The 21,687-nt window shown below is 66.0% G+C and carries 19 protein-coding genes and 3 tRNA genes; 7 read left to right on the top strand and 15 right to left on the bottom strand.

Going from position 1 to position 21,687, the window contains the following annotated elements:
* Window positions 1–25: 25 nt before the first annotated feature.
* The 7 genes from F615_RS0102910 to F615_RS0102880 all read right to left on the bottom strand — a co-directional run bounded on the left by F615_RS0102910 (window position 26) and on the right by F615_RS0102880 (window position 4,989).
* A tRNA-Gly gene (locus tag F615_RS0102910) sits at window positions 26–99 on the bottom strand.
* 82 nt (window positions 100–181) lie between these two features.
* Window positions 182–257: transfer RNA gene (locus F615_RS0102905), tRNA-His, on the bottom strand.
* A 64-nt stretch (window positions 258–321) separates the two neighbouring features.
* Entirely contained in the window at window positions 322–2,196 is a 1,875-nt protein-coding gene (locus F615_RS0102900; RefSeq protein ID WP_019559673.1) for a SurA N-terminal domain-containing protein, read from the bottom strand.
* A gap of 185 nt (window positions 2,197–2,381) precedes the next feature.
* Window positions 2,382–2,457, bottom strand: a tRNA-Val gene (locus F615_RS0102895).
* Between the two features lie 26 nt (window positions 2,458–2,483).
* The gene (locus F615_RS0102890; protein WP_019559672.1) at window positions 2,484–2,756 is read right to left on the bottom strand and encodes an HU family DNA-binding protein; all 273 of its coding nucleotides are present in this window, start codon (window positions 2,754–2,756) and stop codon (window positions 2,484–2,486) included.
* A 239-nt stretch (window positions 2,757–2,995) separates the two neighbouring features.
* The gene (locus tag F615_RS0102885; protein ID WP_019559671.1) at window positions 2,996–4,108 is read right to left on the bottom strand and encodes a tartrate dehydrogenase; all 1,113 of its coding nucleotides are present in this window, start codon (window positions 4,106–4,108) and stop codon (window positions 2,996–2,998) included.
* Window positions 4,105–4,989 carry an alpha/beta fold hydrolase gene (locus tag F615_RS0102880; protein ID WP_019559670.1) on the bottom strand — a complete coding sequence of 295 codons (885 nt, stop codon included), beginning with the start codon at window positions 4,987–4,989 and terminating at the stop codon, window positions 4,105–4,107. Before F615_RS0102880 ends, F615_RS0102885 begins: the two co-directional genes overlap by 4 nt.
* Before the next feature lie 93 nt (window positions 4,990–5,082).
* Between F615_RS0102880 and F615_RS17645 the strand changes: the two genes are divergently transcribed.
* Entirely contained in the window at window positions 5,083–6,051 is a 969-nt protein-coding gene (locus F615_RS17645) for a LysR family transcriptional regulator (RefSeq protein ID WP_019559669.1), read from the top strand.
* A gap of 97 nt (window positions 6,052–6,148) precedes the next feature.
* Here F615_RS17645 and pgsA read toward each other — a convergent pair whose 3' ends face one another.
* The 3 genes from pgsA to uvrC are packed head-to-tail and all read right to left on the bottom strand — an operon-like array spanning window position 6,149 to window position 9,134.
* Window positions 6,149–6,715 carry a CDP-diacylglycerol--glycerol-3-phosphate 3-phosphatidyltransferase gene (gene pgsA / locus F615_RS0102870; RefSeq protein WP_019559668.1) on the bottom strand — a complete coding sequence of 189 codons (567 nt, stop codon included), beginning with the start codon at window positions 6,713–6,715 and terminating at the stop codon, window positions 6,149–6,151.
* 15 nt (window positions 6,716–6,730) lie between these two features.
* Window positions 6,731–7,210: a hypothetical protein gene (locus F615_RS0102865; RefSeq protein WP_019559667.1), complete on the bottom strand. Its 480-nt coding sequence runs from the start codon at window positions 7,208–7,210 to the stop codon at window positions 6,731–6,733.
* 34 nt (window positions 7,211–7,244) lie between these two features.
* Entirely contained in the window at window positions 7,245–9,134 is a 1,890-nt protein-coding gene (gene uvrC / locus F615_RS0102860) for an excinuclease ABC subunit UvrC (protein ID WP_019559666.1), read from the bottom strand.
* Window positions 9,135–9,204: 70 nt separating this feature from the next.
* On the opposite strand from uvrC, the gene earP reads away from it, so the two are divergent.
* The 3 genes from earP to mnmC all read left to right on the top strand — a co-directional run bounded on the left by earP (window position 9,205) and on the right by mnmC (window position 13,075).
* The gene (earP, locus tag F615_RS0102855) at window positions 9,205–10,308 is read left to right on the top strand and encodes an elongation factor P maturation arginine rhamnosyltransferase EarP (protein WP_019559665.1); all 1,104 of its coding nucleotides are present in this window, start codon (window positions 9,205–9,207) and stop codon (window positions 10,306–10,308) included.
* Between the two features lie 214 nt (window positions 10,309–10,522).
* Window positions 10,523–11,077: an elongation factor P gene (gene efp, locus F615_RS0102850; RefSeq protein WP_019559664.1), complete on the top strand. Its 555-nt coding sequence runs from the start codon at window positions 10,523–10,525 to the stop codon at window positions 11,075–11,077.
* A 66-nt stretch (window positions 11,078–11,143) separates the two neighbouring features.
* Window positions 11,144–13,075 carry a bifunctional tRNA (5-methylaminomethyl-2-thiouridine)(34)-methyltransferase MnmC2/FAD-dependent 5-carboxymethylaminomethyl-2-thiouridine(34) oxidoreductase MnmC1 gene (gene mnmC / locus F615_RS0102845; RefSeq protein WP_019559663.1) on the top strand — a complete coding sequence of 644 codons (1,932 nt, stop codon included), beginning with the start codon at window positions 11,144–11,146 and terminating at the stop codon, window positions 13,073–13,075.
* Window positions 13,076–13,088: 13 nt separating this feature from the next.
* Here the strand turns inward: mnmC and F615_RS0102840 are convergent, their stop codons facing one another.
* The 4 genes from F615_RS0102840 to F615_RS0102825 form a co-directional block, all read right to left on the bottom strand.
* Complete coding sequence (locus tag F615_RS0102840; protein ID WP_019559662.1) at window positions 13,089–14,543, bottom strand: DNA recombination protein RmuC; 1,455 nt, start codon at window positions 14,541–14,543, stop codon at window positions 13,089–13,091.
* Between the two features lie 16 nt (window positions 14,544–14,559).
* On the bottom strand, window positions 14,560–15,597 hold the full coding sequence (locus tag F615_RS0102835; protein ID WP_019559661.1) for a 2-hydroxyacid dehydrogenase: 1,038 nt from the start codon (window positions 15,595–15,597) through the stop codon (window positions 14,560–14,562).
* Window positions 15,598–15,725: 128 nt separating this feature from the next.
* Complete coding sequence (locus F615_RS0102830; RefSeq protein ID WP_019559660.1) at window positions 15,726–16,157, bottom strand: acyl-CoA thioesterase; 432 nt, start codon at window positions 16,155–16,157, stop codon at window positions 15,726–15,728.
* Window positions 16,138–17,115 carry a histone deacetylase family protein gene (locus tag F615_RS0102825; protein ID WP_019559659.1) on the bottom strand — a complete coding sequence of 326 codons (978 nt, stop codon included), beginning with the start codon at window positions 17,113–17,115 and terminating at the stop codon, window positions 16,138–16,140. Before F615_RS0102825 ends, F615_RS0102830 begins: the two co-directional genes overlap by 20 nt.
* A gap of 238 nt (window positions 17,116–17,353) precedes the next feature.
* On the opposite strand from F615_RS0102825, the gene phaP reads away from it, so the two are divergent.
* The gene (phaP, locus tag F615_RS0102820) at window positions 17,354–17,908 is read left to right on the top strand and encodes a TIGR01841 family phasin (RefSeq protein ID WP_033370902.1); all 555 of its coding nucleotides are present in this window, start codon (window positions 17,354–17,356) and stop codon (window positions 17,906–17,908) included.
* A gap of 160 nt (window positions 17,909–18,068) precedes the next feature.
* Here the strand turns inward: phaP and F615_RS0102815 are convergent, their stop codons facing one another.
* Window positions 18,069–19,004: a patatin-like phospholipase family protein gene (locus tag F615_RS0102815; protein WP_083932376.1), complete on the bottom strand. Its 936-nt coding sequence runs from the start codon at window positions 19,002–19,004 to the stop codon at window positions 18,069–18,071.
* A gap of 179 nt (window positions 19,005–19,183) precedes the next feature.
* Between F615_RS0102815 and F615_RS0102810 the strand changes: the two genes are divergently transcribed.
* Both F615_RS0102810 and F615_RS0102805 read left to right on the top strand, forming a co-directional pair.
* Window positions 19,184–19,951, top strand: a complete 768-nt coding sequence (locus F615_RS0102810; protein WP_019559656.1) for a sulfite exporter TauE/SafE family protein — start codon at window positions 19,184–19,186, stop codon at window positions 19,949–19,951.
* 19 nt (window positions 19,952–19,970) lie between these two features.
* A complete protein-coding gene (locus tag F615_RS0102805) occupies window positions 19,971–21,686 on the top strand; it encodes a nitrite/sulfite reductase (RefSeq protein ID WP_019559655.1) in 1,716 nt (571 codons plus the stop codon).
* Window position 21,687: the final 1 nt, after the last annotated feature.

The following is a 21,687-nucleotide window of genomic DNA, read 5'->3' as shown; positions in this document are numbered from 1 at the left end:
CCGCTGAGGCGGCCCTTGAATCCGGTGGAGCGGGTGAAGGGAATCGAACCCTCGTATCAAGCTTGGGAAGCTGGCGTTCTACCATTGAACTACACCCGCCTCGAACGCTGCGTATTATGACAGCGCATGGCTCCAAGGACAAAGGCCCCCGATTTCTCGAAGGCCTTTGACTCTCAGAACTTGGGGTGGCTGATGGGACTCGAACCCACGACGACCAGAATCACAATCTGGGACTCTACCAACTGAGCTACAGCCACCAAAGAGTCTGAAATTATAAGCTCGAAATCGCGGCCCCGTCCAGCCGCCTCGGCTTGAACGTTCTCAACGCGAGACCGTCTGGACTTTGACCTTGAAACGTTCCTTGAGCGAGGCGTAGTAAGCCTGCGCTTCGGCAGCCCCCCAGGCATCGATGTACTGTGCCTTGAGCGGTTCACCCGCTGGCGATGGATCGCGCCCCAGCACCTTGTTGACCCGCACGACGGCATAGCCCTCGTCGCCCAGATCCACGCCGACCCAGGCCGGCAACGCATCGGCCGCAGCGGCCAAGGCCGCACGCAGCACCCGCGAGGGCAAGCCAGCGGCGTTCAGCCGAGAGACGGTCTTGGGTGCCTCCAAGCTGGCCGACTCGGGAGATGCCTTCCAAGCCGCCAATTTGGCCTGGCCTTCTTGATGCGCCAGCTCGGCGGCCTTGCGGGCCACCACGCGCTCGCGCACCCGGTCGCGCACCTCCTCCAGCGGCAAGGTGCGCGCCGGCGAGTGTTCGACGATGCGGGCCGAGACCAGCTGGCCTGGGCCCACCTCGATGGCCTGGGTGTTGCGTTTGCTGGCAATGCTGTCTGCGCTGAACAAGGCCTCGAGCAGGCGCGCGTTGCTCAGAGGACCTTCGGTGCCGCTGGCGGGCTGACGCTGGACACGCTCGGCCTTGCGCACCTGCAACCCCAAGGCAGTGGCCGCGGGCTGGAGGCTGTCGGGCTGTTCGTACACCAGATTGCTGAACTGCTCGGCCACCTCGGCAAAGCGGGTCTGCGCGAGCTGGCTGCGCACGGCATCCTCGATCTCGGCGCGCACCGCTTCGAAGGGCTTGCGCTGACCGCCGCGCACTTCGGTCAGGCGGATGATGTGGAAGCCGAAATCGGTCTCCACCAGCTCACTGAGCTGACCCGGCTTGAGTGCATACACCGCGTCTTCGAAAGGCTTGACCATCGCACCGCGGCCGAAAAAGCCCAGATCCCCCCCTTGTGCCGCAGAGCCCGGGTCCTGCGAATGCTGGCGCGCCATATCGGCGAAGGCTTCGGGGCGGGCCTTGAGCTGGTCCAACAACTGCTGGGCCTGAGCACGGGCCTGCTCGCGCGAGACACCTTCGGTCTTGATGAGAATGTGGCTCGCGCGACGTTCTTCGGGAGTGGAGTAGCGCGAGATGTTTTCCTCGTAGTACTTGCGCAGGTCCTCGTCGGAGACGGTCAGCCCACGCTTGACGGCCTCGAGGTCGAGCACGAGGTATTCCACCGTGGCGAATTCAGGCGATTGGAATTGGGAGGCGTGGGCCGGGTCTTTGTAGTACGCCTGCAGCTCCTCGTCGGTGGGTTGGACGCGTGCGCTGAAGTCCTTGGCGGCAAACAGCTTCCACTGCACTTCGCGCGCTTGCAAGAAGGCGTCGAGGGCCTGGTCGCGCGCGGTCGTCCCGGCCACGGCGCTGACCGCCACCGGGCCGATCACCTGCCGCAGCGACAGGTCCCGGCGCAAGGTCTCGGCGAATTGCTCGGAACTCATGCCCTGGGCACTCAGGATGTCTTGGTTGACCGTGCCATCGGACCGCCGCAGGAATTCGAACTGCGGATCGGTGCGGAAAATGCGGCGCACCCGCTCGTCGCCCGTGACCAGGTGCTGCTGATCGGCCGCCAAGGCCAGCACCCGCTCACGCACCAGGGACTCCAGCGTGCTTTGCTTCATGGCCGGGGTGTCGAACATCGCGATGTCCACGCCGGGCATTTGCTGACGCACGCGCTCGATCGAGCGGCGATGCGCTTCATCGAGCTCGGACTGGGTGATTTCCAGCCGACCCACTTGCGCGACGACTTGGCGACCTTCGCGAAATCGGGTGTAGCCGTCTAGCCCGAAGAAGACAAAGGACGGGATGATCAGCAGCAACAACACCAGAAACAAGACGCGAGAGTTGTTGCGGATGGCATCGAACATCGGACAGACCTCGTGAGTGGGCGGCCAGCGCGCCGCCAAAGGATGAACCGCCCGCAAAGACGACAAAGGCGAACCTCGGTTCGCCTTGGGAGTCCTGTCGGTGGATCCGGAGCCGCGCGCCGTGGGCTTCACGGCACGGGAAGCTTCATTTTAGCGCAGCCCCGGGGATGAAACCGGATGAACCGTGGTGGGTGCTGAGGGGTTCGAACCCCCGACCTACGCCTTGTAAGGGCGCCGCTCTACCAACTGAGCTAAGCACCCGGGGTGAAGAAGAAACGCCGCCGGTGTCAGTTCAGAGCGTCTTTCAAAGCCTTGCCAGGACGGAACTTCGGCACTTTGGCCGCCTTGATTTTGATGGTGGCCCCGGTGCGCGGATTGCGCCCGGTGCGAGCGGCACGCTTGGTCACGGCAAAAGTGCCGAATCCGACCAGCGAGACGGTCCCGCCCTTTTTCAGGGTGGTCCGCACACCACCGATCATGGCTTCCAGGGCGCGGCTGGCCGCGGCCTTGGAGATGTCGGCTTGCTTGGCGATGTGCTCGATGAGTTCAGTCTTGTTCACGAAAACCCCCTCTCAAGGTGTCTCACACGAAAGATATGGATCCCGGCGCCGCGATTGCGCATGACGCTGTGATGGTGGATTGGGCGACTGCAAACGCTGCGCGTCCATTACAGCGACGGCCCTCCAGCGTGTCAAGCGCGGAAGCGGATTCTATGCGCTTTGCCGTTGCTTCACGAATGAAAGATCCGCGTGAAATCTCGTCTTGACAAGGGGTTGTGCGCCTAACGCCCACGTCGGGCTCAGACCTCGCGCAAGGCTTGCTCCACGGCTCGGCCGAGGTCCTCGGTGTGGGCCGTTCCTCCGAGGTCTGGGGTGCGGGGCGCGCCGCTGGAGGGCTCGAGCACGCGCTCGATGGCCCTCAGGATCGCATCGTGCGCCCCGCGGTGACCGAGGAAATCGAGCATCATCGCCGCCGACCAGATCTGCCCGATGGGGTTGGCGATACGACGCCCAGCGATGTCTGGCGCCGAGCCATGCACCGGCTCGAACAGTGAGGGAAAGCGCCGCTCGGGATTGAGGTTGGCCGAAGGCGCGATGCCGATCGTGCCGGTACAGGCGGGCCCCAGGTCGCTGAGGATGTCGCCGAACAGGTTGCTGGCCACCACCACGTCGAACTGCTCGGGCCGCTGAACGAAATGGGCCGTCAGGATGTCGATGTGGAACTTGTCCACGCTCACATCGGGATACCGACGGCTCATGGCCTCGACCCGTTCGTCCCAATAGGGCATCGTGATGGCGATGCCGTTGGACTTGGTAGCCGAGGTCAGTTTGCGACGCGGACGCGACTGCGCCAGATCGAACGCAAATTTCAGCACACGATCCACACCGATGCGGCTCATGACGGTTTCCTGGATCACGATCTCGCGCTCGGTGCCTTCGTACATGCGCCCCCCCACCGACGAATATTCGCCCTCGGTGTTTTCGCGCACGATCATCATGTCGATCTCGCCGGCGGCCCGCGGGCTGCCATCGCGGCGCACCAGCGGTGAGCGGATGCCGGGCATCAGCCGAGCCGGTCGCAGATTGATGTACTGATCGAACTCCCGACGGAATTTCAGCAACGAACCCCACAGAGAGACATGGTCGGGGATTTTCTGGGGCCAGCCCACCGCACCGAAGAAGATCGCGTCGTGCCCGCCGATGCGGTCCTTCCAATCGTCGGGCAGCATCTTGCCGTGGCGCTCGTAGTAGTCCCAGCTCGAAAAATCAAACTCATCGACTTCCAAGGCAATGCCAAAACGCCGTGCTGCCGCATCCAGCACGCGCAGCCCTTCGGGCATGACTTCCTTGCCGATGCCATCGCCGGCAATCACGGCGATGCGGGCTTTGCTCGCGGTCGATGGGGGTATCATTCGTTCTCCTTGAAAAAATGCAGGGCCTCGCGCAGCACCTCGTCCGGGCATTCTTCGGCCAGGTAGTGTCCGGCCTCCAACGCCCGCCCATCGACGTGCTCGGCCACCTCGCGCCACAAGCGCAACACGTCGAAGCATCGCCCCACGGTGCCGTGGCTCCCCCACAGCACTCGCAGCGGCTGGGCCAAGCGCCGCCCCGCCGCACGGTCTTGGCGGTCATGCTCCAGGTCGATGCTGGCCGAGGCGCGATAGTCCTCGCACACATTGGCCGCCGAGCCCGGGCGCTGCATGGCACGTTCGTAGGCCGCCAAAGCTTGCGGCGCAAACAACGACAAGCCGCCAGTGCGCTGCCCCATCACTTGACGCACATAAAAACCCGGGTCGGCCTCGATCATGCGTTCGGGCAGCGGCGCAGGCTGGATCAAGAAAAACCAGTGCCAATACGCTTGGGCAAAGGCACGCGTCGTGCCCTCATACATCGCCAGCGTCGGCGCGATGTCCAACAGCATCAGTCGGCGCACACGATCAGGGTGGTCCAGGGCCAGTCGGTGCGCCACGCGCGCGCCCCGATCATGCGCCAGCACGTCAAAGCAGCGCTGACCGAAATGCGCCATCACCTCCACCACGTCTTGCGCCATGGCACGCTTGCTGTGCCACAGGTGCTGGGGATGCGCCGGCAAGCGCGATGAATCGCCATAGCCTCGCAAATCCAGCGCAAACACACTGAACTCGCGAGCCAGCGTATCGGCCACTCGATGCCACATCACATGGGTCTGGGGGTGCCCATGCAACAGCACCAGCGTGGGCCCGGCCCCGGCATGCCACACCGCGATGCGCGCCCCGGATGTCGTGACTTCGCAATGACTGTAGCCGTCGAACATGCCGCGCATTGTGGGGCCGCGACACCGGCCCCACAAGAAACGATGAGGCAAGATATTGTTTCCATCCAGGCATCAATCCGACGAGCCGTCCAGATGATCGAACACCGGGATTTGCACTTGGTCTTGGCCGTGGCCGAACACGGCAGCCTGGCCGCGGCGGCGCGCGCCTTGGAAATGGAGCCGCCGGCCGTCTCGAAGCGCTTGGCTGCGCTGGAGGCGCGGCTGAAGCTGCGCTTGTTCCATCGCACGACCCGCCGACTGGGCCTGACCGACGAGGGTGAGCTGTTCTGCGCCCGCGCACGCGAGCTGCGGGCGGGCTTGGCGGCATTGGAAGACGCGCTGCAAGAGCGCGTCGGCGAGCCACGGGGACTCATCCGCCTGGTCAGCAGCTTCGGTTTCGGCCGGCGGTGGGTGGCCCCCGCACTGGCCGACTTTCAGGCGCAGCACCCGGCGGTGGACGTGCAGTTGCACCTGATGGAACATTGGCCGGACCTGGCCAGCACCAGCTTCGATGCGGCCGTGTGGCTATGGCGTCCGCCCGAATCTGGGGTGATTGTGCGTCGTCTGGCGCACAACCGGCGCATCGTCGTCGGCTCCCCGGACTATTTACGCCGCTGCGGCGTCCCGCAGGAACCGGCCGACCTCGCCCAACACGCCTGTCTGGTGGTGCGCGAGCATGACAGCCACTATGCCACGTGGCGATTGACGGCCCTCCACCGTCGCCGGCGCCCCGCCGAGGTGGCCGTGCGGGTCAGCGGCCCTTTGTCGAGCAATTCGGGCGAGGTGGTGCGAGAGTGGGCGCTGGCCGGGCGCGGCTTGATGCTGCGCTCGCTGTGGGATGTGCACGATGCATTGGCCGATGGCCGGCTCGTGCAGGTGTTGCCCGACTACGCCATGATGGACGCCGATGTGCACTGGGTGGCGCGGCCGCGCTCACCCGGCGCCCCACTGCCCTGGCGGCTGCGTCTGCTGCAAGATCACCTCATGCGTTGGCTGGCCGACCCACCGTGGCTGCGCACGACCCACCACCGCCCCACGCCCGCAGGGCCACGCCGGCCTTGACGGCGGCCCACACGCGCCACCACGAAGCCGGCGCGTCGGACGCGCACGAAAACACCAGGCCAGGCGCATGCTCAGGCACCGGCCCTGCGGCGCCTGCTCACGACCTCGCGCGGATCTCGGGCAAGGCCTTTTGCAGGTAATAGACCATGGACCAAAGGGTCAGGATCGCCGCCAGGTAGATGAGCCCGGTGCCCCACAGCCGGGTGTCGATCACGCGCAAGATCACGCCATCGTAGAGCAGAAAGGGGATGGCCACCATCTGGGTGCCGGTCTTGAGCTTGCCCAGCATGTGCACGGCCACGCTGCGCGACGCACCGATGCTGGCCATCCATTCACGCAAGGCCGAGATGGCGATTTCTCGACCAATGATGACCAGCGCAATCAACGCGCCCACCCGATCGAGTTCCACCAGCACCAGCAAGGATGCGCACACCAAGAATTTGTCGGCCACCGGATCGAGGAAGGCTCCGAACGCCGAGGTTTGGTTCAGGCGGCGCGCCAGCCAGCCGTCGGCCCAGTCGGTGAACGCAAAGATGATGAACAGCACCGCCGCAGCCAGATTGCGCGTGGCCACGTCCAAAGAGGGCAGGTAGTACACCCCCACGATGAGCGGAATGGCCACGATGCGGGCCCAAGTCAGCAGAGTGGGTAGATTGAAAAACATGGGCGCGATTGTGGCTCAGTCCAGCGTTCGGGGTTTGAAGCGCCGGTCGTCTCGGAACAAAAACGTCTCATTGAACCGCCAAGGACGCGGCAGATGCGCCACGCTGCCAAACGGCGCGGCCCGCAGCACGGCGTCGATGGCCAACTGGGTGGTGTCGCGGGCCTGCCCGGGATACCGCAACACCTCGATGCGCCGCACGCTGCCGTCGGCATTGAGATCGATGGCCAGCACCGGGATGGCCAGCAGCACGTCCGGCGGCCGATCCAGGTACACGCCCTGCGGATTGGCCGCCACGATGCGGCGTGCCGCGCGCAGCCGGTAGTCGTCCCAGTGGCGCGCGCGGGTCTCCACGGGCACCGACACGGCCGGCTGCGGCTCTGTGGGCACCGGCGGCGGTGCGGGCACCCTGGGCGCCGGAGAACAGCCCAGCAGCACGGCGCCGACGAGCAGCGGTGCCGCCCACAGACGGAGTCGACGGTGTCGGCAGGGCTTCATGCAGGTTCTCCTCATTGCGACGAGAGCGGCGGTCTCAATGCAGCGCCTTGTAGATCGCTTCGGCCAGTTCGCGCGAGATGCCCTCCACCGTGGCCAAATCGTCCACACTGGCCTGAGCCACCCCACGCAGACCGCCGAAGCGTTGCAGCAGTCTAGCCCGCTTCTTGGGGCCGATGCCGGGAATGTCTTCGAGCTTGGACCCCCCCGTGCGCACCGATGCACGCCGCGCACGCATGCCGGTGATGGCAAAGCGATGAGCCTCGTCACGGATCTGCGCCACCAGCATCAGCGCCGCCGACTCCCGACCCAGCGCGATCTTGGGCCGGCCGTCGGCGAAGACCAGCTCCTCCAAGCCGACCTTGCGACCTTCTCCTTTTTCGACGCCGACGATCGATCCGATGTCCAGCCCCAATTCCTCGAAGACCTCACGCGCGACGGCCACCTGGCCGCGCCCGCCGTCGATGAGCACCAGGTCGGGCCATCGCGCTTGGCCTGCATCGGCCGCCTCGGCCAGCTTGCCATAGCGACGCAGCAGCACCTGGCGCATCGCGGCATAGTCGTCGCCGGGGGTGATGCCTTCGATGTTGTACCGCCGGTACTGGGCGTTTTGCATCTTGTGGTTCTCGTACACCACGCAAGCGGCTTGAGTGGCCTCCCCCGCGGTGTGGCTGATGTCGAAGCATTCGATGCGGAAACGATCCAGATCTTCGGGGTTCAGATCGAGGGCCTCTACCAGCGCCCGGGTGCGTGCCTGCTGTGAGCCTTCCTCGGCCAGCAGCCGCGCCAGCGCCAACTCGGCGCCCTGGACCGCCATCTCCAGCCACGCGCGGCGCTGCTCGCGTGGCTGGTGCATGGCCGTGATCTTCACACCGGCCTGTGCCGACAGCGCTTCCAGCAAGGCCTTGTCCACCGGATGACTGACCACCAGCAGGGGAGGCACACCGCCGTCCAGGTAATGCTGAGCGATGAAGGCCTCCAACACCTGCGTCTCCACCGATGGGCTGGCACTGGCCTGCGCGGCCTCGTCGTCGTCCACCGCCACGGCCGCAGCCTCCTCCACATGGGCTGGGAAGTAAGCCCGGTCCCCGAGGTGGCGCCCCCCGCGCACCATCGCCAGGTTCACGCAGGCACGCCCGCCTTGCACCTTCACGGCCAGAATGTCGGCGTCGCGGTCGCTGCCAGTGTCGATGGCCTGCTGATGCAACACCCGCGACAGTGCGCCCAACTGATTGCGAATCTCCGCCGCCTGCTCGAACTCCAGCTTTTGCGCATGCGCCATCATCTGGGCTTGCAAGGTGTCGATCACCCCCTGCTGTTCGCCTTGCAAAAATCGCTCGGCATGGGCCACGTCACGGGCGTAGTCTTCGGGGCTGATCAGGCCCACGCAAGGGCCCGAGCAGCGCTTGATCTGATAGAGCAAACACGGCCGGGTGCGGTGATTGAACACCGTGTCCTCGCAGGTGCGCAGCCGAAAGATCTTTTGCAGCAACTGGATCGATTCCTTCACCGCCCAGGCGCTCGGGTAGGGGCCGAAGTAGCGGTGCTTCTTGTCCACCGCGCCGCGATAGTAGGCCAAGCGCGGAAACGCATGCGAAGCGATCTTCAGGTAGGGATAGCTCTTGTCGTCGCGGAACAGGATGTTGAAGCGCGGATGCAGCGTCTTGATCAGGTTGTTCTCGAGCAACAAGGCCTCCGCCTCGCTGCGCACCACGGTCGTCTCCAAGCGCGCGATACGCGACACCATGTGGCCGATGCGCGTGCCCTCATGGTTTTTGTGAAAGTAGCTCGATACCCGCTTCTTCAGGTTGCGGGCCTTGCCCACATAAAGCACATTGCCTTGGGCATCGTAGTAGCGATACACCCCGGGCAGGCTGGGCAGGGCAGCCACCTCGGCCAAGAGGCGATCGCGCGGCGCCGGCTGCATCGGTGGGGCGGATTCTGTCGTGACATCGGCACTCATGGCGGCATTGTGCCGCCGAGCTCACAATGTCGGGATGCGTTGGGATGTTTTCTGCCGCGTCATCGACAACTACGGTGACATTGGGGTGTGCTGGCGACTGGCAGCCGACTTGGCCGGCCGAGGACAGCAAGTGCGGCTGTGGGTCGACGAGCCCGCCGCCCTGGACTGGATGGCCCCGCACGGTTGCCCGGGCGTGGAAGTGCGCCCTTGGCGTGAGCCCTGGTGCGCCGTGGAGCCTGCCGAGGTGGTGGTCGAGGCCTTCGGCTGCGACCCGCCCGAGGCCTACATCGAGCGCATGGCCTCGTGCCGCCCGGCACCGGTGTGGATCAATCTGGAATATCTCAGCGCCGAAGACTATGTCGAACGCTCGCACGGCCTGCCCTCGCCGCGCTGGCACCCTCCGGGGGCGGGCCTGGTCAAGCGATTCTTTTATCCCGGGTTCACCTCCCGCACCGGCGGTCTGTTGCGCGAGCCGGGCCTGTTGGAGCGCCGCGCCGCATTCGATGGTGCAGCCTGGCTGGCGCGGCAAGGGCTGACGGTGCGCCCGCAGGAGCGGGTCGTCTCGCTGTTTTGCTACGACAACCCGCGGTTGAGCCTCTGGCTCGAAGCGCTGACCGAGCAGCCCACGCTGCTGTTGGTCACCCCGGGGCAGGCCGCTGGGCAAGTCGCGGCATTGCTTGGCCACGCCCCGCGCGAAGGCCACACCGACACGGTGGGTGCCTTGCGCTTGCACTGGCTGCCCGCCCTGACCCAGACGGAATTCGACCAGCTCCTGTGGGCCTGCGATCTGAATGTGGTGCGCGGCGAGGATTCCTTCGTTCGGGCCCAATGGGCGGCCCGACCGTTCATTTGGCACATCTACCCCCAAAGCGACGCCGCCCATGCCCTCAAGCTCGAAGCCTTCCTCGACCGCTATCTGGAGGGCGCCGATCCGGGCACGGCTGCCGCCTTGCGAGCCTTGTGGCGCGCGTGGAACGGACTGTCGGCCGAGCTGGGCGCACTGCATCCCTCGCGCTGGCCCGCCCCCACGGTCTGGCGGGCCCATGCGGCACGGTGGTGTGAGACCCTAGCCAGGCAAGCGGACTTGAGCACCCAGTTGCTGGACCTCGCGCGAACTTCGAAGGCGCGCTCAGGGTAGAATAAGAGGCTTTGCGGTATCCGGGTGCGCACGCCTCGCGCGATCGGTCGGCCGTGACTGTGGGCCGTGACTGTGGGCCGTGACTGAGGGTCGTGACCGAGGGCCGTGATCGAGGCACGAGGCCCTTGAGCATCAGCCCCTTCGAACCCGGCCGTGTTGGCACCCCGAGATTCCCACTCCAGACCAGGACCGACCCCCACAAGAGGGATTCACCATGAAGACTGCACAGGAAATCCGCGCCGGCAACGTGATCATGCAGGGCAAGGACCCGATGGTCGTGCTCAAGACCGAATACAGCCGCGGTGGCCGCAACGCCGCCACCGTGCGCATGAAGCTGAAGAACCTGCTGAACAACTCCGGCACCGAAGTCGTCTTCAAGGCCGACGACAAAATGGACCAGATCATCCTCGACAAGAAGGAGTGCACCTACTCCTACTTCGCCGATCCGATGTACGTGTTCATGGACAACGAGTACAACCAGTACGAGGTGGAAGCCGAGAACATGGGCGATGCCCTCCACTATCTGGAGGACGGCATGGAGGTCGAGGTGGTGTTCTACGAAGGCAAGGCCATCTCCGTCGAACTGCCCACCACGGTGGTGCGCGAAATCACCTGGACCGAGCCGGCGGTCAAGGGAGACACCTCCGGCAAGGTGATGAAGCCGGCCAAGATCGCCACCGGATTCGAAATCCAAGTGCCCATCTTCGTGAACCAGGGCGACAAGATTGAAATCGATACCCGCACGCACGAATACCGCAAGCGGGTGTGAATTTCGCCGTCCATGCCAAGAGCCGGCCTGAGGCCGGCTTTTTGCTTGCAGCCCCCTGAGACGCGCATGAACACCCAGCCCATCCAGCCTGCCCGGGTCGAGCTGCGTGAGGGTGTGCCGTTTGCTCCAGCCTTTGGCGACATCTACCACGCGCGCGCCGGAGCGCTGGCACAGGCCAACCATGTGTTCCTCGCGGGCAACGGGCTGCCGCGGCGCTGGGCCGGCCAGCCCGATTTCACCATCTTGGAGACCGGCTTTGGGCTGGGCAACAACTTTCTGGCCACCTGGGCCGCCTGGCGCGAGGATCCCCGGCGCTGCGATCGGCTGCACTTCGTCTCGATCGAAAAACACCCCCTGACGCGTGAAGACTTGGCGCGTGTGCTGGCGGCCCATCCGCTGCGCGACTTGGCCGCCAGGCTGCAGGCGCAGTGGCCAGCGCTGACCCCCAATCTCCATCGGTTGGATTTCGAAGACGGACGGGTACGACTGATCCTGGCCTTCGGAGACGCCACAGCCTTGCTGCCCGAACTGCGGCTGCGCGCCGACGCGTTTTATCTCGACGGCTTTGCGCCCGATCGCAACCCGGAGATGTGGAGCGAAGGCCTGATGCGCAGCCTGGGCCGGCTGGCCGCCCCCGGCGCCACCGCCGCCACCTGGAGCGCAGCTCGCGCCGTGCGCGAAGGTCTGTCTCGGGCAGGCTTCGAGGTGGAACGCGCACCGGGCTTCGCAGGCAAACGTCAGATGACGGTGGCGCGATTCGCGCCGCGCTACACCCCCCCGCCGCCCGCGGCCGAAGCCCCCCTGGCAGTGCGCGAACGTCGCGCCGTGGTGCTGGGCGGGGGATTGGCTGGCGCCAGTGTGGCCCATGCGCTGGCCGCCTTGGGTTGGCACTGCGAGCTCATCGACCGCCATCCCAGACCGGCCCAAGGCGCCTCCGGCAACCCAGGAGGCTTGTTCCACGGCATCGTGCTGCCCGATGACGGGGCTCACGCCCGCTTGCACCGTGCCGCCGCCCTGTGCCTGCAAGCCAACCTGCCCTGGCTGCGCCAGCGCCACGGCCTGAGCGGAGGCTTCGACGGACTGCTGCGTGCCGACGACGGTCCGTTCGCATCGATGCAACACCTGCTGCACCGCCTGGGCTTGCCGCCGGACTATGTGCAGGCCCTGGATGTGCCCCATGCCCGGGCCCTCAGCGGACTGCCGCTGGACCGCCCGGCCTGGTTTTACCCCGGCGGCGGATGGCTGCGACCGGCCGATCTGGTCCATGCCCTGCTGGCCGAGGCGGGAGCGGCCGTGCGCTGGCGCGGCCCGCTGGAGATCCGTGCACTGCAGCCCGATGCCGATGGCTGGGCCGTGATCGATGCCGCGGGCCGCATGGCCGCTCGCGCAGAGGTGGTCGTCTTGGCCAATGGTTTCGAAGCGACCGCACTCGTGCCCGACTTCCCCTGGCCGCTCCAGCGGGTGCGCGGTCAGATCACCCGGCTGCCCGCCGATTTGCCCGGCTTGGTCCTGCCTCGCGTGCCGGTGGCCGCCGGCGGCTATCTGCTGCCCGCTCACGAAGGCTGGTCGCTGTGTGGTGCCTCGAGCCAGCCCGGCGACGAGGACCCCACCGTGCGCGCCACAGACCACGCGCACAACTTGGCCCAGCTGGCCCGCCTGGGCCTCAAGCCGCCCGTGGTCGATGCGGCCCGGCTGGACGGCCGGGTCGGTTGGCGCGCGATGACGCCCGACCGCCTGCCCCTGTTGGGCCCTCTGCCCGAGCTGACCGCCCTGCCCGCCCTGGGCCGACGCGCCGGCCAGCCACGCCACCTGCCGCGCCGGCCAGGGCTGTATGTCTGCACCGGGCTGGGCTCACGCGGGATCACCTGGTCCCTGCTGGCCGGCCGTACCGTGGCAGCCTGGATCACCGCAACCCCTTGCCCGCTGGAAGGCGGCCTGCGCGACGCCGTGGATGTGGGGCGCTTCCTCAGCCGCGCCGCACGTCGTGCGCCACGGTGACGCCCCCACCGCATCAGTCCCGGTCGTCCAGCGCGTCCTGCGGCAATACGCCAGCAGCCTGGGCCTCGGGCAGCGCCTCCACCGTGCGCAGTGCTCGGCTCATCTGGCGAGTGCGCGTCTCGGCCTTGTCCAAAGTGTTGAGCACCGTCTGGGTTTGATCCCTCACACGGGCCAAAACCTCGCCGAACTTGCCGAATTCCGTCTTGACCGCGCCCAGCACCTTCCACACCTCGGACGAACGCTTCTCCAGCGCCAGGGTGCGAAAGCCCATCTGCAAACTGTTGAGCATGGCCAGCAAGGTGGTGGGGCCGGCCAGGATGACGCGGTGCTCACGCTGTAGCGCTTCCACCAGGCCGGGACGGCGCAGCAACTCGGCATACAAGCCCTCGGTGGGCACGAACAGCACGCCAAAGTCGGTGGTGTGAGGCGGCGCCAGATACTTCGCCGCGATGCTGCGCGCCTCCTCGCGGATGCGCTGCTCCAGGGCCTTGGCCGCGGCCTCGGCGGCCTCGCGGTCGGCCTCGTCCTGCGCGGCGAGCAAACGCTCGTAGTCCTCGCGCGGAAACTTGGCATCCAGCGGCAGCCACACCGGCGCCCCATCCTCGCCCTTGCCCGGCAGACGGATCGCGAACTCCACCCGCTCCCGGCTGCCTGGCACGGTCGCCACGTGAGTCTCGTACTGATCGGGGGTGAACACCTGTTCCAGCAAGACGGCAAGCTGGGTTTCGCCAAACACACCGCGGGTCTTCACATTGGTCAGCACCCGTTTGAGGTCCCCCACCCCTTGGGCCAGCGACTGCATCTCGCCCAGGCCGCGGTGCACCTGCTCCAGCCGTTCGGCCACCTGCTTGAAGCTCTGGCCCAAGCGCTGCTCCAGCGTGGCGTGCAGCTTTTCGTCCACCGTCTGGCGCATCTGCTCGAGCTTTTTCTCGTTGTCTGCGGCCAAGGCAGCCAAACGGCTCTCCACCGTCTGGCGCACCTCGGCCAAGCGCCGCTCGTTGGCTTCGGACAACGCGCGCAGCTGCTCGTTCAAGCCCTCGGCAAAACGCCGCAGGGCCAGGTCTTGCGCCTCGCGGGCCGATTGCGCCTGGGTCGTCAGAGCCGCCGCGGTCGAACGCAATGTGTCGGCCACGAGCTGCTGCAGGGTCACCAGTTGCGCGCGAAAGCCATCGAGCTGCTCGTTCTGGGTGCGCGCCACATCGCCTTGCTGGGTCAGCAACGTCTGCTGAAACAAGGCCAGCGTGCCGCCGAGCTCCTGGCGCGTGCCCTGAGCGCTGCGGCTCAGTTCATCGCGCAGCTCGCGCTCCAGCCGCGACAAGGCCTCGGCCTGCAGCCGCGTCTGCGCGAACAAGTCCTCCCGGCTGGCCGCCGGCTCACGCCCGGCGACAACGACCCGCCAGGCCAACACGGCCAACATCACCACATTGGCCACGCCCAGCGCAGCCAGCCACCACAGGGTCGATGCCATGGTCTGATGGTCTCGCTCAGTCCTGCTGCCCGGCCGCACCGCGCAGCACTTCGGGATTCACCGGCGTGGGCGGACGCCCCGCCTGCGGACCACAGCCCAGCGCGGCGATCAGGTTGTCCACCGCCAAGCTGGCCATGGCCCGGCGCGTGGCCACCGAGGCGCTGGCGATGTGGGGCGTCAAGACGACATTGGGCACCTCCAACAGATGCGGATGCACCTGCGGCTCCCCTTCGAACACGTCCAGGCCGGCGGCGGCAATCCGTCCATCCCGCAGGGCCTGGGCCAGCGCCGCATCGTCCACCACGCCACCACGGGCAATGTTGGTCAAAGTGGCCGTAGGCTTCATCTGCGCCAGCTCGGCCGCTCCGATGGCGTGATGCGAGCTGGGGGAGTACGGCACGACGATCACCAGGTGGTCGGCCTCGCGCAGCAAAGTGGCCTTGTCGACATAACGCGCCGCGCACTGCGCCTCGATCGAGGCGGGTAGGCGTGAACGGTTGTGATAGATCACCTTCATGCCAAAACCATGCGCGCCGCGCCGCGCGATGGCCTGACCGATGCGCCCCATGCCCAGGATACCCAGCGTGGCCCCATGCACATCCGGCCCCACGAACATGTCATAGCGCCACTTCGTCCACTGGCCGGCACGCAGGTAGCGCTCCGACTCGGTGATGCGACGCGCTGCAGCCATCATCAGGGCAAAACCGAAATCCGCAGTGGTTTCGGTCAGCACGTCCGGCGTGTTGGTGACGATGATCCCGCGCGCCGTGCACGCCGCCACATCGATGTTGTTGTAGCCCACGGCCATGTTGCACACCGCCTTGAGCTGCGGATGGGCCGCCAGCAAGGCTTCGTCGATGCGTTCGCTGCCGGTGGTGATCACCCCTGCTTTGCCTTGCAAGGCCTGGCTCAATGCCTCAGGGCTCCACACCTCGTCCTTGGGATTGTCCTGCACCTCGAAGTAGGCCCTGAGGCGGTCGATGATGTCGGGAAAGGTGGCGCGCGCCACGAGCACCTTGTGCACGACGGTCTCCTTGATGATCTGGGCGACCATTGTAGAAAGCCGTCGCGCCGATCAGGCTGAGCACCGGCTGAACGCCATCCCCCGTGAAAACTGAAAACGGATGCGCGCACGCTCAGGGGGGCGGTCGGTTTCGACCGCCGGGAACGAGCCCTTCCCTGTCATCGCAATGCCTCCAACACCGCCACGAGCGATGCCGGCAGCGGTACCGGTTTGCGCGTATGGCGGTTCACGTACACATGCACGAAATGCCCGCGCGCGGCCGTCAACGGCTCGCCTTGCGCGAACAGCCCCACCTCGTAGCGCACGCTGGACGTGCCCAGATGAGCCACACGCAGCCCGGCATCCACCCCCTGCGGAAACGCCAACGGGGCAAAGTAATTGCACTGGGTCTCGACCACCAGGCCGATCACCTCGCCGGCGTGAATGTCCAAAGCACCTCTCGATATGAGGTACTCGTTCACCACCGTGTCGAAGTAGCTGTAGTAGACGACATTGTTGACATGACCATACACGTCATTGTCCATCCAGCGGGTGGTGATGGGCAGGAAATGACGATACGCATGGCGGGGTTCAGCCTGGGGTCGGCTCATGCCGAAAGTCCTCCTCGGATGGGGCCTGGGCACGCGGCCAACGCCGCCAGTACTCACAGGCCAATTGCAAGGTGCGCCATTGGATGGCCACGGTCTGGGCCAGATCGTGGCCATAACCGCCGGCCATGGTGATGACCACCGGAATGCCCCGCTCGGCGGCCGCACGCAGCACACGGGCATCGCGCTCGGCCAAGGCCTGTGCCGACACCTTCAGCCGGCCCAGACGGTCGCCTTCGTGGGGATCGGCGCCGGCGAGGTAAAAGATCAGGCCCGGGGCATGGTCCGCGTGTGCGGCCCACAAAGCCGCCAAGGCTTGCTCCAGTGCGTCGAGATACGGCCCGTCGGTGCAGCCATCGGGCAGCTCCACATCGAGGTCGCTGACTTCTTTGCGAAACGGGAAATTGCGCGCCCCATGCAGCGACAGGGTGAAGACCGTGGGATCGTCTCGAAAAATGGCTGCCGTGCCATTGCCCTGGTGCACGTCCAGATCGATCACGGCCACGCGCAACAGGCGCCGGCAGCGACGATGCCACTCGGCTTGCATCAGCCGGGCCGCCACCGCCACATCATTGAACACACAGTAGCCGCTGCCTTTGTCGGCGTAGGCATGGTGCGTGCCGCCGGCGAGGTTGGCCGCCAGCCCCTCGGTCAACGCCGCCCGCGCCGCGGCCACCGTGGCGCCCACCGAGCGTCGTGCACGCTCGGCCATCGCCGGCGACCAGGGAAAACCGATCTCGCGCTGCGCCGCTGCGCTCAACGTGCCTTGCAACACGGCGTCGATGTAGGCCGGGGTATGCACCAAGGCCAGCTCCCCTTCACTGGCCACTGGCGCCTCCTCCAAGCGCACGGCCGGCAGTTCGGCGGCCACGCGGTCGCGCAACATGCGGTATTTCGCCATCGGAAAGCGATGCCCCGGCGGCAGCGGCAACACGAAACGGTCGGAGTAAAAGGCCAGCATGGCGGCACGGCATGGGTTGGCCCGATTGTGGATCCCCCAGGCCCGGCCGACCCGTCACGACAGCGACATGTCCCTGCCCGAGACTGGGAGTCTCATCGGCGACGCCGGGAGATTTAGAGCCAAGCCTCTAAACGATGCTGCAGCGCAGCAAACCCACTTGCAATGCCACTCGAGACCTCTATACTTCAGTCATGTTGCAGTGCAACAATTTCGTGCCCACCCACCAAAGGAGTCTTCGATCATGATGACCGCCGAACAACTGGTTGCTGCCCACAAAGCCAATGTCGAGACCCTGTTTGGGCTCACTCAGAAAGCTTTCGAAGGCGTTGAAAAACTCGTCGAGCTGAACCTGCAGGTTGCCAAAGCCTCGCTGGCCGAAGCCGCCGAGCACGCCCAGGCCGCCCTGTCGGTCAAGGATGCCCAAGAGCTGCTGGCCCTGCAAGCGTCGCTGCTGCAGCCCAGCGCCGAGAAGGCCGCGGCCTACAGCCGCCATGTCTATGACATCGCCTCGCACACCAACGCAGAAATCAATAAAATCGCGGAAGCGCAAATCGCCGATGTCCAGAAGAAGTTTCTGGCCGTGGTCGACAACGCCGTGAAAAATGCGCCCGCCGGCACCGAAAGTGCGGTGGCCTTGGTGAAGTCGGCCGTGGCCGCTGCCAACAATGCGTTCGAAACGGTTCACAAAGCGGCCAAGCAAGCGGCCGAAGTGGCCGAAGCGAACATCCAGGCGGTGACCAACTCGGCGGTCAAGGCGGCCCAACAGGCGCCCCGCCCCAAGCGCAGCGCCTGAGCCCAAAATTTGTTGCGTCGGGGCTTGAACTTTTCCGCTGCGCCCCGACTCTGAGGAGAGCCGTGCAGCTTGGCTCCACGGTCTCCCTGAAAGGTTGTCTCCTCGGTACCTCCCAAGGTACCTTCGGCCCGGTGGTCTCCCACCGGGCTTTTTTTTCCCGTCAGCCTTGGCGCCTCTTGGCGGCCAGGCGCTCACGCAGCTGAGGCAGAGCCGCCAGCGCGGCGTCACGACCGGCGTCCATCGCCAACCGGCGGGATCGGAAGTCGGTGCCGGCCAACCCGTTGAGCGCCGGCCGGATCACCACGTCGGCCTCTCGCAGCTCGAAATGATTGATGCTGCGTCCCATGATGGCAAAGGTCTGCAGCAACATGCGCATGGCATCGCCCACCGGACCGTCCTGCGGTGGCGAAGAAATGTCCACGGCAATGACGAAGTCGGCCCCCATCTGGCGAGCGAAACGCACCGGCACCGGCGAGACCAGACCGCCGTCCACGTATTCCCGGTCGCCGATGCGCACCGGTTGAAACACTGCCGGCACCGCGCTGGATGCCCGCACGGCCATGCCGGTGTCTCCGCGCCGGAACAGCACCGGCTCGCCTGTGGCCAGGTCGGTCGCCACGATGCCCAGGGGCCGCTTCATGCGCTCGATGGTCACCCCCCCGACTTGTTGATTCACATAGCGCGCCAGAGCCTCCCCTCGGATCACCCCGCGCAAGGGGAAAGACCAGTCGGTGATGGCCGTCTCGTCCATGGTCTCGGCCAGGGCGCGCAGTTCCGTGCGCGATTTGCCCGCGGCGTACAGCGCAGCCACCAGGCTGCCGGCCGACGTACCCACGACCAGGTCGGGCTGTATGCCCTGTTCCTCCAGGACCTGGATCACCCCGATATGGGCAAAGCCCCGGGCCGCGCCGCCGCCCAGCGCCAGACCGATACGCACCGGCCGCGGCGGCTCGGGCGCTGGCACCGGCGCCGAGGCCTGGGGCACGGGCGGCGCCGTCTGGCAGGCGGCCAGGGCCAAGGGGGTCAACAACAAGCTGCGCCGGCGCAGCCGGTAAACGTGCAAGTCTGCTGCGGTCGAGAACGGATTTGAAGACATGGTGCGAAATGTTAGCGAGCTCGTCCCCAGGCCCCCTCCCGGTCGAAAATAACATCTAGATATAACTATCAAATGAATTTGTAGTTCCCATTTATATGGGACCTCCTTACAGTCGGCCTCATCGTGCGGGCTGCGCCTGCCCTACAGGCATGCGCCGTTCGAGTGACACAGGGAGCGACATGGACTGGATTGCAGTGGTCAGCGGTTTCGGGGTCGGCGTCATCGTCGGCCTGACCGGCGTGGGCGGTGGCTCACTGATGACGCCTTTGCTGCTGTCGGTCTTCAAGCTCCATCCTGCCGTGGCCATCGGCACCGACCTGTGGTTCGCCGGGCTGACCAAGGTGTCGGGGTCGGTGGCCCACCACCGGCAAGGCAATGTGGATTACCGCATCACCGGGCTGCTGCTGGCCGGCAGTGTGCCCGCCTCGATCCTGATGATCGGGTTGATGCATTACACCGGTGTCACCAAGGGCTGGGCCAGTGCCTTGACGTTCTCGCTGGGCATCGCCTTGCTGCTCACCGCCATCACGGTGGCCTACCGGCAGGCCTGGCACCGGGTGGCCTTGAAGCTGCAGCGCTGGCTGCCCGAACACCGCAAGCCGGCCTACACCGTGGCCGCCGGGGCGGCGTTGGGAGTGCTGGTGTCGCTCAGCTCCATCGGTGCAGGCGCCATCGGGGCCACGCTTATTTTGTTCCTGTATCCACACATCGAAGCCCGCCGCCTGGTGGGCACCGACATCGCCCACGCAGTGCCGCTGACGCTGGTGGCCGGCATCGGCCATGCCAGCTTGGGCCATGTCGACTGGGCATTGCTGGTTGCGCTTCTGGTGGGATCGATCCCCGGCATCTGGATCGGCGCGCGCCTGACCCGCAATCTGCCAGACCGTCTCGTGCGCGGCTTGCTGTGCGCCGCGCTGATCACCGCCGGCCTCAAGGTCATTCACTGAGTCTTCACGAGCCCCCGAGATGTATCGATACAACGAGTTCGATCGCCACTTCGTTCGCCAGCGCGCTGCCCAGTTCCGCGACCAGTTGCAACGTCATCTGGCCGGACAGCTCGGCGACGAGGAGTTCAAAGCCCTGCGTCTGCAAAACGGCTGGTACATCCAACGCCATGCGCCCATGCTGCGGGTGGCCATCCCCTATGGCGAAATCAGCAGCACCCAGCTGCGCACCCTGGCGCGCATCGCCCGGGAGTACGACCGTGGCTACGGTCACTTCACCACGCGCCAGAACATCCAATTCAACTGGATTCCTCTGGCACGCGCTGCCGACGTGATGGACGAACTGGCGGCCGTGGACATGCACGGCATCCAAACCTCGGGCAACTGCATTCGCAACATCACGACCGACGCCTTCGCAGGCATCGCCCCCGACGAGATCGTCGACCCGCGCCCTTATTGCGAAGTGCTGCGCCAATGGTCCACCCTGCATCCCGAGTTTGCCTTCCTGCCGCGCAAGTTCAAGATCGCCGTCAGCGGCGCCGCCGAGGATCGCGCCGCCATCGGATGGCATGACATCGGCTTGCAGTTGTTGCGCAATGACGCCGGCGAAGTCGGCTTCAGAGTGCTGGTCGGCGGTGGCATGGGCCGCACCCCCCTCATCGGCACGGTGGTGCGCGAGTTTCTGCCCTGGCAGCAGATCCTCGTGTATCTCGAGGCGATCGTGCGCGTCTACAACCGCTACGGCCGGCGCGACAATCTGTACAAGGCGCGCATCAAGATCCTCGTGAAGGCCGAAGGCCAGAGGTTCATCGACGCGGTCGAGCATGAGTTCGCCCAGATCCTCGAACGCGACGTCGATGGCGCGGCTCACATCATTCCGCAGGAAGAGCTCGACCGCGTGGCCCGGCACTTCACCGCGCCGGCCGGCGTGCGCGATGACCTCCCTGCCGCCAACGACGCGCTGGAGCCCGCCCCTGCCGATGCCCCGCCGGCCTATCGCCGTTGGCTGCAGCGCAATGTGCACGCCCATCGCTTCCCGGGTTATCGCGCGGTCACGCTTTCGCTCAAGCGCGTCGGCCAAGCGCCTGGCGATGTCACCGACGCGCAGCTCGAACGCGCCGCCGACATGGCCGATCGCTACAGTGCCGGCGAGGCCCGCGTCACGCACGACCAGAATCTCGTGCTGCCCTGGGTGCGGCAGTCCGAGCTCTTTGCCCTCTGGCTAGAGGCCAAAGACGCCGGTTTTGCCACCCCCAACATCGGCCTGCTCACCGACATGATCGCCTGCCCCGGGGGGGATTTTTGTGCACTGGCCAATGCGCGTTCGATCCCGATCGCCGAACAAGTGGCGCAGCGCTACCAAGACCTGGACGAGCTGTACGACATCGGCGACATCGATGTGCACATGAGCGGTTGCATGAATTCCTGCGGCCACCACCACAGCGGTCATATCGGCATCCTCGGCGTCGACAAGGACGGTGCCGAGTGGTACCAGATCACGCTGGGAGGATCGGATGGCTCCACGCAAAGCGGTCCGGCCGGTCCGGGAAAAGTGATCGGGCCCTCGTTCGCCGCCGATGAAGTGGTGGACGTGATCGAAGCCGTGATCGAAACCTATCGCCAACAGCGCGCGGCCAACGAGCGCTTCATCGATACGGTCAAGCGCGTGGGCCTGGAGCCGTTCAAAACGGCCGCCAACGCGGTACGTCGGACCACCAGCAAGGCGCTGGCTGCTTGAG

The sequence above is a fragment of the Caldimonas manganoxidans ATCC BAA-369 genome (assembly GCF_000381125.1).
Lineage (GTDB): Bacteria > Pseudomonadota > Gammaproteobacteria > Burkholderiales > Burkholderiaceae_C > Caldimonas > Caldimonas manganoxidans.
Note: the sequence above shows the minus strand (reverse complement) of the source record. Positions and strands in the feature narration are given on the sequence as shown.